Origin of the sequence: Pseudomonas sp. 29 (genome assembly GCF_002754355.1) — a bacterium.
Taxonomy (GTDB): Bacteria; Pseudomonadota; Gammaproteobacteria; order Pseudomonadales; family Pseudomonadaceae; genus Aquipseudomonas; species Aquipseudomonas neuropathica.
This window is the reverse complement of sequence record NZ_PEEY01000001.1, coordinates 4,529,548-4,545,536: the sequence shown is the minus strand read 5'-3', so window position 1 is coordinate 4,545,536 and position 15,989 is coordinate 4,529,548. Positions and strand designations below refer to the sequence as shown.

The following is a 15,989-nucleotide window of genomic DNA, read 5'->3' as shown; positions in this document are numbered from 1 at the left end:
GAGTTCACCGATGGCGTATTTCGAGCACGAAGGTTGCAACCTGCACTACGAGGAATATGGCCACGGTACGCCGTTGCTGCTAGTTCACGGGCTCGGTTCGAGCACGCTGGATTGGGAAATGCAGATCCCGGCGCTGGCCGCGCACTATCGGGTGATCGTCCCGGATGTTCGGGGCCACGGGCGTTCGGACAAACCGCGCGAGCGCTACAGCATCGCCGGTTTCAGCAACGACCTGCTGGCGTTGATCGAGCACTTGAACCTCGGCCCGGTGCATTACGTCGGGCTGTCGATGGGCGGCATGATCGGCTTCCAGTTCGGCGTCGATCATCCGCAAATGCTCAAGAGCCTGACCATCGTCAACAGTGCGCCCGAGGTCAAAATCCGCAGCCGCGACGACTACTGGCAGTGGTTCAAACGCTGGAGCCTGATGCGCGTACTCAGCCTCGCGACCATCGGCAAAGCCCTCGGCGGTAAACTTTTTCCGAAACCGGAACAGGCGGATCTGCGACAGAAAATGGTCGAACGCTGGGCAAAAAACGACAAACGTGCTTATCTCGCCAGCTTCGATGCGATTGTTGGCTGGGGCGTTCAGGAACGACTTTCCCGAGTGTCCTGTCCAACGCTCGTCATCAGCGCCGACCGTGACTACACACCGGTGGCACTGAAAGAAACCTATGTAAAACTGCTGCCGAATGCGCGGCTGGTGGTGATCGCCGATTCGCGCCACGCCACCCCGCTCGATCAACCCGAACGTTTCAATCAAACGCTGCTGGAGTTCCTTGCCGCAGCCGATATTCAATCTCAGGATCACTGACCCATGTTGAAAAAACTCGCCCTCGCCGCTGGTACTGTGCTGTTTGCCGCCAACCTGATGGCTGCCACGCCAGCCAAGGCACCGCACGTGCTGCTGGACACCACCAACGGCCAGATCGAAATCGAACTGGATCCGGTCAAGGCACCGATCAGCACCAAGAACTTTCTCGATTACGTCAACAGCGGCTTCTACAACAACACGATTTTCCACCGTGTGATCCCGGGCTTTATGGTCCAGGGCGGCGGTTTCACTCAACAGATGCAGCAGAAAGAAACCAAGGCTCCGATCAAGAACGAACACAAAAACGGTTTGGCGAACGTTCGTGGCACCTTGTCCATGGCTCGCACTTCCGTACCTGATTCGGCGACCAGCCAGTTCTTCATCAACGTCAAGGACAACGACTTCCTCGACCAGGGCGATGGCTACGCAGTATTCGGCAAAGTGGTCAAAGGTATGGACGTCGTTGACATCATCGTCAACTCGCCGACCACCACCAAACAAGGCATGCAAAATGTGCCTTCCGACCCTGTCTTCATCAAGTCGGCCAAAGTCATCGACTAAGCTGTACAGGGCGTATCGAGCGGCGCTGGCCTGATCCCGCGCGCCGCTCACACCGATAAAAGGAGAGCCCGTTCCCCGGGCGGTTATCTGATGCTCTATCGCCGTTTCGAACAACTGATCGACGTGTTCCGCGACGCCCCCACGGCATCCCCGCCGGATCGCGTGCTGCCCTTCTACACCTATTACCTGAAGCAGGTCTGGCCGAGTTTTGCCGCCCTGCTCACCGTCGGACTGTTCGGCGCCTTGATCGAAGTGGCGTTGTTCAGCTACCTCAGTCGCATCATTGACCTCGCCCAAGGTGCACCGAATCCGAATTTCTTTCAGGAGCATGGCCTGGAATTGGCCTGGATGGCCGTGGTCGCGCTGATCTTGCGCCCGGTCTTTGTCGGCCTGCACGACCTGCTGGTGCACCAGACCCTGAGCCCGAGCATGACCAGCATGATCCGCTGGCAGAACCACAGCTACGTGCTCAAGCAGAGCCTTAACTTTTTCCAGAATGACTTCGCTGGTCGTATCGCCCAACGCATCATGCAGACGGGCAACTCGCTACGTGACTCTGCGGTGCAAGCAGTGGATGCGTTGTGGCATGTGCTGATCTACGCGATCAGCTCGCTGGTGCTGTTCGCCGAGGCGGACTGGCGCCTGATGATTCCGTTGCTGACGTGGATCGCCGCTTACATTGGCGCGCTCTGTTACTTCGTGCCGCGGGTCAAGGAGCGCTCGGTGGTGTCCTCCGATGCACGCTCCAAACTGATGGGGCGGATCGTCGATGGTTACACCAATATCGCCACCCTGAAGTTGTTCGCCCATACCAATTACGAGCAGCAATACGCCCGCGAAGCAATCGAAGAACAAACCGAAAAAGCCCAACTGGCGGGCCGCGTTGTGACCAGCATGGACATCGCCATTACCACCATGAACGGCCTGTTGATCGTCGGCACCACAGGCCTGGCCTTGTGGCTGTGGACGCAATCGCTGATCACTGTCGGGGCGATTGCCCTGGCAACCGGTCTGGTGATTCGCATCGTCAACATGTCCGGCTGGATCATGTGGGTGGTCACCGGCATTTTCGAAAACATCGGCATGGTCCAGGACGGCTTACAGACCATTTCGCAACCGGTCAGCGTCACCGATCACGAGCAAGCCAAACCGCTGGAAGTGGCCCGTGGCGAAGTGCGTTTCGAGCACGTGGATTTTCACTACGGCAAGAAGCGCGGGATCATCGGCGATCTCAATCTGAACATCAAACCGGGTGAGAAAATCGGTTTGATCGGGCCATCCGGCGCCGGCAAATCGACGCTGGTCAATCTATTGCTGCGCCTGTACGACGTCGAGGGTGGGCGGATTCTGATTGATGGCCAGAACATCGCCGAAGTCGGTCAGGAAAGCCTGCGTGCACGGATCGGCATGATCACCCAGGACACCTCGCTGCTACACCGTTCGATCCGCGACAACTTGCTGTACGGCAAACCGGATGCGACCGATGCCGAGTTATGGGACGCGGTGCACAAAGCGCGCGCCGATGAGTTCATTCCGCTGCTGTCGGACGCCGAAGGGCGCACCGGGTTTGACGCGCACGTCGGTGAGCGCGGGGTGAAACTGTCCGGCGGCCAACGCCAGCGCATCGCGATTGCGCGAGTGTTGCTCAAGGACGCTCCGATCCTGATCATGGACGAAGCGACCTCGGCACTGGATTCGGAAGTCGAGGCAGCGATTCAGGAAAGCCTGGAAACCCTGATGCAGGGCAAAACTGTCATCGCGATTGCGCACCGACTCTCGACCATTGCCCGTATGGATCGGCTGGTGGTGCTGGAGAACGGCAAGATTGCCGAGAGCGGCACCCATGCCGAGCTGTTGGCCCATCGCGGTCTGTATGCACGACTTTGGGCGCACCAGACCGGAGGGTTTGTCGGCATAGATTGATGCACTGGACTTCCCTGTGGGAGCGAGCTTGCTCGCGAAAGCGTCGTATCAGTCGCCACTTGCGTTGCTGATCCACCGCTTTCGCGAGCAAGCTCGCTCCCACAATGGACATGCAACAGCTCACAAGGCCGCCACAGCCCGCAAACCAAGGGCGCTGGCGGTTTTTTTGTGGCTGCTGGAAATCCGCAGAAAGCCTGCTGTACTCAGCCAAGGTTTCGGCACGAAACCTGTCGTAAATCTGCAGGGATGCACAACTCGATGCAGTCTCGATAGCAGGGCTATCAAGGACGCCTCTCATGTCTCTGTTCAAACGTTCAGTCACTGAGTTGTTGGGTACGTTCTGGTTAGTATTGGGTGGTTGCGGCAGCGCGGTGATCGCCGCGTCTTCACCGTTGGGAATCGGGGTGCTGGGGGTGGCCCTGGCGTTTGGTCTGACGGTGCTGACCATGGCATTCGCCATCGGTCACATCAGCGGATGTCACCTAAACCCGGCCGTGTCGGTCGGTCTGTTCGTCGGCGGTCGGTTTCCGGCCAAAGAGTTGCCCGCCTACATCATCGCGCAGGTGCTTGGCGCGATTCTCGCGGCGGCGCTGATCGCGCATATCGCCAGCGGCAAGGAGGGTTTCGATATCGCTGCAGGCCTCGCTTCCAATGGTTATGGTGAGCATTCGCCGGGGAAGTATTCCATGGCGGCAGGGTTTGTGACCGAGCTGGTGATGACGGCGATGTTCGTGATCATCATTCTGGGCGCGACCGATAGACGCGCACCACCGGGGCTGGCACCGATCGCCATCGGCCTGGGCCTGACGCTGATTCACCTGATCTCGATTCCCGTCACCAACACCTCGGTGAACCCGGCCCGTAGCACGGGACCGGCACTGATGGTCGGCGGCTGGGCGATTGCGCAGTTGTGGATGTTCTGGGTCGCACCGTTGATTGGCGCGGTGGTCGGTGGCGGGATCTATCGCTGGTTGGGCAAAGAAGAGTAGCCAAGGCATACACAAAACAAATGTGGGAGCGAGCTTGCTCGCGAAGGCGGTGTGTCAGCTGATATCCATGTCACTGCAACACCGCTTTCGCGAGCAAGCTCGCTCCCACAAGGGATCTAGGTTTGGCGATAAGGCAACGCGGTTTTCGCTTCTTCGGCATAAGCGAGGACGCCGGCGCGTTCCTGTTTCAGGAAATCCTTAACCGCCGCTTTCAACCCCGGATGACGCAAGTAATGCCATGAATGGGTGATCACCGGTTCAAACCCACGAATCAGTTTGTGCTCGCCCTGCGCCCCGGCATCGAAACGCTGATAACCCTGCGCGATCGCGTAATCCATGCCCTGGTAAAAACACGTCTCAAAGTGCAGCCGATCAAACTCCGCCAGACAGCCCCAATAGCGCCCGTAGAAACTGTCGCCACCGACCAGACTGAAGGCCATCGCCACCGGCCGTGAGCCTTGTTTGGCCAGTACCACGCGGATCGCCTCGGGCATACGCTCGGCCAGCAGACTGAAAAACTCCCGCGTCAGGTACGGTGCCTGACGCCGCACCGCATAGGTATTGGCGTAGCAAGCGTAGACAAAATCCCACTGCGCCTCGTCCAGCTCGCGCCCCTCCAGCCATTCAAACGCAAAGCCCTGCCCCGCCACTTGCTCGCGTTCCTTGCGCATCTGTTTGCGCTTGCGCGAACTGAGTACGTCGAGGAAATCCTGAAAGTCGCGATACCCGCGATTCTGCCAGTGATATTGACAGCCAATACGTTGCAGCCAGCCTGGTTGCTCGGCCATTGCAGCGTCGGTGAAAGGATCCGTGAAGTTGATGTGCGCGCTGGAAAGCCCTTCGATTTCCAGGTAACCGGGCAGGCTCTTGAGCAGCTCGAAACCGTCTTCGACATTGGCCGCCAACAAGCGCGGGCCGCTGACCGGGCTGAACGGCACGGCGCTCAACAGCTTGGGGTAGTAATCGATGCCGGCGCGGGCGCAGGCGTCGGCCCAGCCATGATCGAACACGTACTCGCCGTAGGAATGCCACTTGCGATAACTGGGCAGTGCGGCGATCAGTCGATCACCTTCAATATGCAGCAAATGCTCAGGTTGCCAGCCGGTGTGAGGGCCAACGCTGCCACTGTCTTCCAGTGCACTGAGAAAAGCGTGGCGCAGAAATGGCTGGCTTTCAGGCACCAGCGCATCCCAGGTTGCCGGAGCGATTTGCGACAGGTTTTGCAGGCATTGCAACGGCATCGACAGCTCTCCACAACAAGACTTCAGCGCCCGGCGAGTATCGCCGATTGCGTGGCATTGCACACCCGCAATCGGCCGACAGCGCTCTAGATCAATAGTTCAGGACAAATCGATATCGTCATCAACCTGCCATCACTGTGCCACTGCTCTGTCATAAACCATCGCGATACTGGCGCCTGTTTTTAGAGCGCCGGGTTCTACCCGGACACTGTTTTCCGACGCTCGAATCGTCGGTTGTGCCCCGGATGGTTGTGCCATCCCCTCTCATCTTCGGAGATTGCTATGCGTCTTGCTTCCACGAAAACTGCGGCGGCCCTGTGCGGTGGCTTGTTGCTGGCCATGAGTGTTCCGGCCAGTGCTGCAGTCGACGCCAAACTGCTCGACATGCTCAAGGCTAACGGTTCCATTTCCCAGGCGCAGTACATCGAACTGCAAACTGAACTGGCCAAGGATCAGAAGGCTCAGCAAATCGCGCAGCAGGCGCAGCAAGAGACCAACGAACAAGTCGCCGCTGTTGCGAAGAAAACCAACGAACAAAGCGTCTTCGACCAGAAACTCGCCTGGGCAGCCAAGACCCAATTCAAGGGCGATGTGCGTATCCGTCAGGAGACCATCAAGATCGACGGCGAACCGAACAACGGTGGCCGCGACAAGGACCGTCAGCGCATCCGCGCCCGTCTGGGTGCCTACACCGAGATCAACCCGCAAGTCGACACCGGTATCCGTATCGCCACCGGCGGCGGCGATGATGCCCGTTCGACCAACCAGGACCAGGACAACTACTTCGACAAGAAGCAGATCTGGCTGGATCTGGGCTACATCGACTACCACCCTGACCAGATCAAGAACCTGCACATCATCGGCGGCAAGATGCTCCAGCCGTGGGTCAGCATGGGCGACGTGATCTGGGATAGCGACATCAACCCGGAAGGTCTGGCCGTTACCTACAAATACCCGTTGGGCAGCAGCGCCGAACTGTTCGGCAGCCTGGGTAACTACAACCTCAAGGACAACGTCGATGGCGATGGCGTGCAATTCCGTCACGACCTGCGTCTGACCGCCGGCCAGTTGGGTAGCCGCTTCAACATCACCGACAACTTGAAAGTGACTCTGGGCGGTAGTGTCTATGCCTACCAGAACGACGAAGACAGCCGCTGCACCGGCACTTCCACACCGTGCGCACTGGCGGTCAACGGCAACTCGGCCAACAACGAATTCCGTCTGTATGAAGGCTTCAGCCAGGTCGACATCGGCGGTCTGCCAATGCCACTGTCGTTCTACGGTCAGTACGTGAAGAACAACGATGCCGTGACCGATCAGGACACCGCGTGGCTGTTGGGTGCCAAGTCGAAAGTCTTCGGCCTGAACCTCGATTACAACTATCGTGACGTGCAGCGCAACGCCGTAGTCGGCGCTTTCACCGACTCCGACTTCGCCAACGGCACCACCGGTTCCCGTGGCCACAAGTTCAAGGTCGGTTACGACATCGACAAGAACTTCGCCATTGGCGCTACCTACTTCCTGACCAAGGCCGATTTCGCCAGCCGTACCCAGCGTGACGCTGACGCCAACACCTTGCAGCTGGACGCGGAAGCCAAGTTCTAAGAAAACAGCTACAAGCTTCGAGCGACAAGCCGCAAGTCACGGCTCCCCTTGCGATTTGCCGATCGAAGCTGATTTTCCTGCAGCCCGGTGCAGTTACAGCGATCCCCATCATCCGTTCGCTGGCGCTGCACCGGGCTGTGTTTTTACGGGCTATCGTCCCGCCTCTGCGTAGCCAGACGCTCAGCCAGCGCGTCCACACCCTCTTCCGGTTTCTCCGGCATCGCCTTCAAGGTCGCTTGCATCAAACGCATCTGACGAATGAAACGCCGACAGTTCGGGCAAAACATCAGGTGATGGCGCACCATCAGTTTTTCACGAAAGCTCAATTGGCCATCGAGATAATCGCTGGAGCGCGCCACTTGTTCCTTACAGGTCAGCATTCCCCTGTCTCCTCAAAATGCTCCACGGTCGCGAAGACTTTCAGCCGCGCACGATGCAGCAGCACACGGACATTGGAGAGCGAGATCTCCAGAAGATTACAGATCTCCTCCAGCTCCAGCCCTTGGCGTTCGCGCAACAACAAAACGCTGCTTTGCAGTTCCGACAGGTTCAGCAGGGTGTGCTCCAGACAGTCACGCAATTCACCTTCGGTCAGCAAGGCTTCCGGGGTGTCCTGATGCCAGGCGAACGGGGCAACCAGCCAATGGCCGTCACCGGGAGAAAAGCGGTCATCGTCGATCGTGCCATGAGGTGACGGCAGATCATCCATCAACACTTCCCGGCGATTTTGTTTATAACGGCTTTTGGCCGAGTTGGCCGTGATGGTCAACAGCCAGGTCTTGAGACTGGAGCGGCCTTCGAAGCTGGCGATGTGGCGCACCACCGACAACCAGGCGTCCTGCACCACTTCTTCGACATGACGCTGGCCGACAATCGCATACGCCACGGCGCGCATAGCGCTCTGATACGTCGTCACCAGTTCCTTGAAAGCCTTTTGCTCACCCGCCAGCAGGCGCGCAAGCAGTTGGGTGTCGTCAGCCGCCATCCAAAAATCTCCTTGTGCCGATTCCGAAAATGATAGCGGCAGGTCTTCACCTGCCGCCATTTCCGAAAAATTACAGCGTTTGAGCCGATTCGGATGTAGGAAAGGTCGGCGCGATCAGGTGGAAATTAAACCGATTTTCAACGCTTGCGCAGAATCACGCTACCGATCGAATAGCCTGCACCGAACGAACTCAACACCGCCAGCGAACCGGCAGCCAGATCATCCTGATACTTGTGGAAAGCAATCACCGAACCCGCAGAGCTGGTGTTGGCGTAGGTGTCGAGAATCACCGGGGCTTCTTCTTCAGTGGCTTCGCGACCCAGCAACTTGCGCACGATCAGGTGATTCATGCTCAGGTTGGCCTGGTGCAGCCAGAAGCGCTTCACGTCGCCGACGTTAAGCTGGTTCTCTTGCAGATGTTCGCCGATCAGCTCGGCAACCATCGGGCAGACATCCTTGAACACCTTGCGGCCTTCCTGCACGAACAGTTTGTCGCGGGCACCAATGCCCTCTTCCGCCGCGCGGTTGAGGAACCCGAAATTGTTGCGGATGTTGTTGGAGAACTTGGTCAGCAGCTTGGTGCTGACCACATCGAACTGGTGTTTGGACGTCGCTGTCTCAGCGCGCTCGATGATCACTGCAGTCGCCGCATCGCCGAAGATGAAGTGGCTGTCGCGGTCACGGAAGTTCAGGTGACCGGTGCAGACTTCCGGGTTGACCATCAGGATCGCCCGGGCCTGGCCCAGCTGCACGCTGTTGGCAGCAGCCTGGATGCCGAAAGTCGCCGAGGAACAGGCCACGTTCATGTCGAAACCGAAACCCTGAATGCCCAGGGCTTCCTGGACTTCGATGGCGATGGCCGGGTAGGCGCGCTGCAGGTTGGAACAGGCAACGATCACGCCGTCGATGTCGGCAGCAGTTTTGCCGGCACGTTGCAGGGCCTGTTCGGCAGCGCCGATGGCCATCTGGCAAAGCACCGACCATTCGTCGTTGGAACGCTCCGGCAAGCGCGGGGCCATGCGTTGTGGGTCGAGGATGCCATCCTTGTCCATGACAAAGCGGCTCTTGATGCCTGAGGCTTTTTCGATGAACGCGGCGCTGGATTCGGTCAGGGCCTGGACCTCGCCGCGGGCAATGGCCTCGGCGTTGTCGGCGTTGAACTGGGCGACGTAGGCGTTGAAAGACTGCACCAGCTCTTCATTGGAGATGCTGTTGGCCGGGGTGTACAGGCCGGTGCCGCTGATGACGACGTTATGCATGGTCGTTTCTCTAATCTGTTCAGGCAGAAAGTGCTGGAACCGTCGTACCAACACACAAAGGGTCTATTCCCATCCGGGGGACGCAAACCTGGCATCGCTTTATTCCGTCGCGCGAACCGGCCGAAGGCTCTGGGTCGCGAAACCGGCGTTTATGGTGGCGAAGTTTGCCATAAACGCGGGGTTTTGGCGCCTTTCTCAAGATCAACACGGATGATCGTTCCCACGCTCCTGCGTGGGAATGCAGCCCGTGACGCTCCGCGTCACTGGACGCGGAGCGTCCCCAGAGGCATTCCCACGCAGAGCGTGGGAACGATCAGCGTTACGGTTCGACCTGGGTCCACTGCTTGTTAAGGCGTTTGTCGGAAATCGGTACTTTCGTCCCCAACTGCTGGGCGAACAGCGACACCCGGTATTCCTCCAGCCACCAGCGATACAGCTCAAGCTGCGGATCGCGTTTGCCTTCCTGAGCATGTTTCGCCGCGCGAGTCTGGTATTGCCCCCAGAGGCCGGCGAGTTCGCCGCTCCAGACGCGATCCTTCTGCACCTGCGCGCCGAGCTTTTCGAAGCGCTGCTCGACCGCTTTCAGGTAACGCGGCAACTCCTTAAGCCACTGCATCGGCGTTTCGCGGACAAACCCCGGATACACCAGATTGTTGATTTGCTGCTTGATGTCATTGAGCGCCACGGCCTGGGCCAGATCGATCTTGCCCTTGAAGCGCTTTTGCAGGCCGTGCCACAGCTTGAGAATTTCCAGCGTCAGGCGCGCCACGCGCTCGGCGTGCTCGGTCCAGTTGCCGCGTTTGCGCTCGGCCAGTGCCGCCAAACCAGCGCCGTCGCGGGGCAACGGGTCTTCGCCTTCGAGAATGCAGCTGTCGAGGCTCGCCAGCAGAATGTCTTCAACCAGCGCATCAACCCGGCCCAACTCGCGATAGAGCAAGCCCAGCTCAGTCTGCCCCGGCAACTTGCCACGCAGGAACTTGGCCGGTTCCGCCAGTTGCTGCATCAACAACCGCTGCAAGGCGCGACGATGCTGGAATTCGGCTTCGGCCGGAGTCGAGAAACGTCCCTCCTTGACCGTGCCGCCCTCTTCAACCAGCGCCGGATATACCGTCATCGACAGCCCGGCGATCTTCTGTTGAGTCTTTTCCGCCACCGGTGCGAAGACCTTGGCCTCCACCGGTTGCTGACTTTTCGCACTCTGCGGCACCGCCAGCGCGGCCTGACTGGCTTCGGCAAACCGTGCGGTCAGCTCGGCCAGATCGCGACCTTCGCCGAGGAATTTGCCTTGGCCGTCGACAATTTCCAGGTTCATCCGCAGATGCCCCTCGACGCCTTGCTCGGCTTCGGCCCACGCCTCGTCACTGACCCGCGCGCCAGTCATGCGCAGCAGTTCGCGACCGAGCGCTTGCGGCAACGAACCCTCGGCAAAGGTCATGCGTTGCAGCGCAGCTTTGATGAAGTCCGGCACCGGCACGAAGTTCTTGCGCAAGGCCTTCGGCAGGTTGCGCACAAGGGCGATGCACTTGGCCTCGATCAGCCCCGGCACCAGCCATTCCAGGCGTTCCGGTGGCAGCATCGGCAACAGCGGGGCCGGCACGCGCAGGGTCACGCCGTCGCGCGGATGATTGGGCTCGAAGTGATAAGTCAGCGCCAGTTCCAGATCGCCGATGTGCAGCGTGTCCGGGTAATCCCGCGCGGTGACTTCACTGGCTTCGCGGGCCAGCACGTCTTCTTCGCGCATGATCAACAACTGCGGATTCTTCTGGCTGTTGATGCGGTACCAACTGTCGAAGGTGGCGGTCTGGTGAATCTCCGCCGGCAACCGCGCGTCGTAGAACGCGTACAGGGTTTCTTCATCCGCGAGAATGTCGCGACGACGGGCCTTGGCTTCCAGTTCGTCGAGCTGTTCGAGCAACTGTTTGTTGGCGGTCAGGCACTTGGCTTTCGATTGAATCTCGCCACGCACCAAGCCTTCGCGAATGAACAGCTCGCGAGAAACCACGGGATCCACCGGACCGTAATGCACCGGCCGGCGGCCGACCACGATCAGCCCGAACAAAGTGATCTGCTCATAGGCCACGACCTGGCCGCGCTTCTTTTCCCAATGCGGTTCAAAGTGGTTTTTCTTGATCAAGTGCCCAGCCAGCGGCTCGATCCAGTCGGCGTCGATCTTGGCGACCATGCGTGCATAAAGCTTGGTGGTTTCCACCAGTTCGGCGGTCATTAGCCACTGCGGGCGCTTCTTGCCGATGCCCGACGACGGGTGAATCCAGAAACGTCGCTGACGCGCGCCGAGGTAATCGCCATCCTCGGTTTTCTGACCGATCTGGCTAAGCAACCCGACCAGCACCGCTTTGTGCAGTTTCGGGTAATCCGCCGGCTCTTTGTTGAGGCTCAGCTGCATGTCGCGGCAGATCAGGCTCAACTGCCGATGCGAGTCGCGCCACTCGCGCAGACGCAGATAGTTGAGGAAATTCTTCCGGCACCAGTTACGCAACGGGCTGGCGGTCAGCGCCTGGCGCTGCTCTTCAAAACCGCGCCACAGATTGACCAGTCCGGCGAAGTCCGAGTCGGTGTCTTTCCATTGCGCGTGGGCCTGATCGGCAGCTTGCTGACGCTCCGGCGGACGCTCGCGCGGGTCTTGAATCGACATCGCACTGGCGACGATCAGCACTTCCTGCAAACTGCCGAGCTTGGCTGCTTCAAGCAGCATACGGCCCATGCGCGGGTCGACCGGCAGGCGCGCCAGTTGGCGACCGAGCGGGGTCAGCTGACTGTTGCGGTCAACCGCCGAGAGTTCTTGCAGCAGGTTGAAACCGTCGCTGATCGCCTTGCCATCCGGCGGCTCGATGAACGGGAATGCGGTGATCTCGCCGAGACGCAGATGCAGCATCTGCAGAATCACGGCAGCGAGGTTGGTGCGCAGAATCTCTGGATCGGTGAATTCCGGGCGCCCGTTAAAATCTTCTTCGCTGTACAGCCGAATACAAATGCCCGGCTCAACCCGCCCGCAACGACCTTTACGCTGATTGGCGCTGGCCTGGGAAATCGCCTCGATCGGCAGACGCTGGACCTTGGCGCGATAGCTGTAGCGACTGATGCGCGCGGTGCCGCTGTCGATCACGTAACGGATGCCCGGCACGGTCAACGAGGTCTCGGCAACGTTGGTCGCCAGCACCACGCGACGGCCCGGGTGCGACTGGAAAATCCGCTGCTGCTCGGCCGGCGACAAGCGCGCGTACAGCGGCAGGATTTCCGTGTGTTTGAGTTGCGCCTTGCGCAGCATGTCGGCGGCGTCGCGAATCTCGCGCTCGCCGGGCAGGAATACCAGCACGTCTCCCGGACTGCGGCGTTCGCTGCGCTCGTAAGCGGCGATTTCGTCAAGGGTCGCGAGGATCGCTTGATCCACCGTCAGGTCATCCTCGACGCGGTTGCCCTCTTCGTCCTGCTCCAGGGTCAGCGGGCGATACCAGGTGTCCACCGGGAAGGTGCGGCCGGAGACTTCGACAATTGGCGCATCGTCGAAGTGCTTGGAGAAGCGCTCCAGATCGATGGTCGCCGAAGTGATGATGACTTTCAGGTCCGGGCGACGCGGCAGCAGGGTTTTCAGGTAGCCGAGCAGGAAGTCGATGTTGAGGCTGCGTTCGTGGGCTTCGTCGACGATGATCGTGTCGTAGCGTTCGAGGTAGCGATCGTTCTGGGTTTCCGCCAGCAGAATACCGTCGGTCATCAGCTTGATCAGAGTGTTGGAATCGCTTTGATCCTCGAAACGCACCTGATAGCCGACCAGCGCACCGAGCGGCGTAGCGAGTTCTTCGGCGACCCGGCTGGCGACGCTGCGCGCAGCGATTCGACGTGGTTGGGTGTGGCCGATCAGACCGTGCTGACCGCGACCGATTTCCAGACAGATTTTTGGCAACTGGGTGGTTTTGCCCGAGCCGGTTTCGCCGGCGATGATCAGCACTTGATGCTTTTCCAGCGCCTTCTTGATCTCGTCGCGCTTGGCCGCAATCGGCAGACTGTCGTCGTAACGAATCACCGGCAGGCTGGCACGGCGGGCCAGCACCTGATCACAGGACGCCTGCATGCGCGTCACCCACTGGGCCAGTTTGGCCTCGTCGGGTTTCTTGCGCAGCTCAAGCAACTGTCGCCGCAGCCGGTGACGGTCGGCGAGCATGGCGTGATCGAGGTTCTTCAGCAGTTTGTCGATGGAGGGCGATTCGTCGGTCATCGGGTAGGCAATTCGGTCGTCTATTTATGCAGGGGGCGGATTGTCGCAGATTTGGCGGATTTGTGGCGTGTCAGGGGGATTGCTGCCCTCACCCTAGCCCTCTCCCAAAGGGAGAGGGGACCGACCGAGTCAACTTTGCCAGCTTCGCCGACCTGAACGCGCATCACCGAATCCACAATCGCCAAGCTCTTTCAGGTCGGTGTTTGGCGCAAGACACCTCGGTCGGCCCCCTCTCCCTACGGGCGGTCCGACGTTTCGGGAGGGCTGGGGTGAGGGTGTTTTTTTAAAAGAGCTACTCGTTATCGAGACCTTTACGCCGATACGGGAAAACATCAATGACTTTCCCGGCCCGAATCGCCTCCTGCAAGCCCTTCCAGTAATCGGCGTTATACAACTCGCCATGCAACTGATCGAACAACTTGCGCTGCCCCGAATCGGCAAACAGAAACGGCGGAAACTCCTCGGGAAAGACATCCAGCGGCCCGATCGAATACCACGGCTCCGAGGCCATTTCATCCTCCGGTGTGCGCGGTTGCGGGATGTGGCGGAAGTTGGCTTCGGTCAGGAAGCAGATTTCGTCGTAGTCGTAGAACACCACGCGCCCGTGGCGAGTGACGCCAAAGTTCTTCAGCAGCATGTCACCGGGAAAGATGTTCGCCGCCGCCAGTTGCTTGATCGCCAAGCCGTAATCCTCCAGCGCCTCACGCACCTGCGCATCGTTGGCGTTTTCCAGATAGAGGTTGAGCGGGGTCATCCGCCGCTCGGTCCAGCAGTGACGGATCAACACCGTGTCGCCCTCGACCGACACCGTCGACGGCGCCACCTCCAGCAGCTCCTCCAGGCACGCCGGATCAAACTTGCTCAGCGGAAAGCGGAAATCGGCGAACTCCTGGGTATCAGCCATGCGCCCTACCCGGTCGACGCTTTTCACCAGTCGGTACTTCTCGATCACCGTGGCGCGGTCGACGTTTTTCGACGGCGAGAAACGGTCCTTGATGATCTTGAACACGGTGTTGAAGCCCGGCAGCGTAAACACGCTCATGACCATGCCGCGCACACCCGGCGCCATGATGAACTGATCATCGGTGTTGGCCAGGTGATTGATCAGCGCGCGGTAAAACTCGGACTTGCCGTGCTTGTAGAAGCCGATTGAGGTGTACAGCTCGGCAATGTGCTTGCCCGGCAGAATGCGCCGCAGGAAGCCGATGAACTCCGCCGGCACCGGTACATCGACCATGAAATACGAACGGGTGAACGAGAAGATAATCGATACATCGGCTTCGTCGGTGATCAACGCGTCGATCTGAATCCCGCGCCCTTCTCGATGCAACAGCGGGATCACCAGCGGCCATTGCTCGTCGCGGGTGTAGATGCGTCCAACCAGATAGGCGCCCTTGTTGCGGTACAACACCGAGGAAAACAGCTCGACGCTCAGCTCCGGATCCTTGCACACCCAGTCCGGCAGGTTCTCACGCAGTTGCGCTTCGAGGCGACGCAGGTCACCCGGCAGATCGGCGTAATCCTCGCTGAAGCGATAGTCGGCAAAAATGCTCGCGAGCATCCCCGACAACTGCCCCTGCGGTTTGTAGGTGCGGGTTTGCGCGGCGCGGGCTCGGCGCAGGCTCGGGCGGGTGGTGTGGATGAACATGCAGCCGTCGCTGATCAGGTCGTGGCTGAACAGCCCGCAGAAAATCGAGTTGTACCAGGTCTCGGACAACTCATCATCGAAGCGCAGGTCGATGACGCTGATGTAGGCACTTTTCACCAACGGCCAGCAGCTGACGTTCATCAGCGTTTCATCATCGAAGTATTCGCGCAGGCGAGCGATGGTTTCGCTGACCTTTTCTTCGTAGAGATTGATCCGTGCCGCCGACGCCGTTTGCGTCTCCTGCCAGCGCGCCTGCTCGAAGCGCTCCCGGGCGCCGTCGGTGATTCGCCGGAAATGCTCGCGGTAATCGTCAAAGCCATCGAGGATCATGCGGGCGATATCGGTGGCTGGCCATTGCTGCGGCATAGATAAGACCTCGGCGTGCGTGGGGAAATCTGTGCCTGAGCTTAGCCACGCAAGCGTGTGCGCGTGAAGTGCAATTTCTGCCAAATCCGCGTCAGGGTTGTACAGCGACACAGTTTTTAGCAAAGTTTTTTTAATCGACCGTTCGGTCAGTTAATCACCTTGATGGTCCTTCTGGCCGCCCTGCGCCAGGCCGCGAATTCTCTGGGCTTCGGATCCAATACTGATCAAACGCGTCTAGCTCGTGGCTTTACTGCAAATGCACCTACCGACGGCGACGCTTCCAGATTGGTCTTACCAAAATAGTGGCACTTTGATATACAGCCCGCCATTACCCCCTTCATAACAAGATCCTCGCTGACGAGGACGA

At 59.4% G+C, this 15,989-nt stretch carries 11 protein-coding genes; 5 read left to right on the top strand and 6 right to left on the bottom strand.

The annotated features are described in order from the left end of the window. Positions 1-10: 10 nt before the first annotated feature. The 4 genes from CLU80_RS21075 (at position 11) to aqpZ (ending at position 4,287) form a co-directional block, all read left to right on the top strand. On the top strand, positions 11-814 hold the full coding sequence (locus tag CLU80_RS21075) for an alpha/beta fold hydrolase (RefSeq protein WP_099758290.1): 804 nt from the start codon (positions 11-13) through the stop codon (positions 812-814). Between the two features lie 3 nt (positions 815-817). Continuing rightward, the gene (locus CLU80_RS21070; protein WP_034153204.1) at positions 818-1,375 is read left to right on the top strand and encodes a peptidylprolyl isomerase; all 558 of its coding nucleotides are present in this window, start codon (positions 818-820) and stop codon (positions 1,373-1,375) included. A 90-nt stretch (positions 1,376-1,465) separates the two neighbouring features. Further along, entirely contained in the window at positions 1,466-3,298 is a 1,833-nt protein-coding gene (locus CLU80_RS21065; RefSeq protein ID WP_093438109.1) for an ABC transporter ATP-binding protein, read from the top strand. A gap of 296 nt (positions 3,299-3,594) precedes the next feature. Beyond that, positions 3,595-4,287: an aquaporin Z gene (gene aqpZ / locus CLU80_RS21060; protein ID WP_093438113.1), complete on the top strand. Its 693-nt coding sequence runs from the start codon at positions 3,595-3,597 to the stop codon at positions 4,285-4,287. Positions 4,288-4,403: 116 nt separating this feature from the next. Here the strand turns inward: aqpZ and CLU80_RS21055 are convergent, their stop codons facing one another. Continuing rightward, complete coding sequence (locus CLU80_RS21055) at positions 4,404-5,528, bottom strand: GNAT family N-acetyltransferase (RefSeq protein WP_099758289.1); 1,125 nt, start codon at positions 5,526-5,528, stop codon at positions 4,404-4,406. Positions 5,529-5,810: 282 nt separating this feature from the next. Between CLU80_RS21055 and CLU80_RS21050 the strand changes: the two genes are divergently transcribed. Next, entirely contained in the window at positions 5,811-7,133 is a 1,323-nt protein-coding gene (locus CLU80_RS21050; protein ID WP_007914428.1) for a putative porin, read from the top strand. 143 nt (positions 7,134-7,276) lie between these two features. Here CLU80_RS21050 and CLU80_RS21045 read toward each other — a convergent pair whose 3' ends face one another. The 5 genes from CLU80_RS21045 to aceK all read right to left on the bottom strand — a co-directional run bounded on the left by CLU80_RS21045 (position 7,277) and on the right by aceK (position 15,622). Then, on the bottom strand, positions 7,277-7,513 hold the full coding sequence (locus CLU80_RS21045) for an anti-sigma factor family protein (protein WP_093438121.1): 237 nt from the start codon (positions 7,511-7,513) through the stop codon (positions 7,277-7,279). After that, positions 7,507-8,118, bottom strand: a complete 612-nt coding sequence (locus tag CLU80_RS21040) for an RNA polymerase sigma factor (protein ID WP_093438125.1) — start codon at positions 8,116-8,118, stop codon at positions 7,507-7,509. Before CLU80_RS21040 ends, CLU80_RS21045 begins: the two co-directional genes overlap by 7 nt. 137 nt (positions 8,119-8,255) lie before the next feature. Next, positions 8,256-9,377, bottom strand: coding sequence for a beta-ketoacyl-ACP synthase III (locus CLU80_RS21035; RefSeq protein WP_093438130.1), 1,122 nt, complete (start codon positions 9,375-9,377; stop codon positions 8,256-8,258). A gap of 319 nt (positions 9,378-9,696) precedes the next feature. Beyond that, complete coding sequence (gene hrpA, locus CLU80_RS21030) at positions 9,697-13,608, bottom strand: ATP-dependent RNA helicase HrpA (RefSeq protein WP_099758287.1); 3,912 nt, start codon at positions 13,606-13,608, stop codon at positions 9,697-9,699. Positions 13,609-13,900: 292 nt separating this feature from the next. After that, positions 13,901-15,622, bottom strand: coding sequence for a bifunctional isocitrate dehydrogenase kinase/phosphatase (gene aceK, locus CLU80_RS21025; protein WP_099758286.1), 1,722 nt, complete (start codon positions 15,620-15,622; stop codon positions 13,901-13,903). Positions 15,623-15,989: the final 367 nt, after the last annotated feature.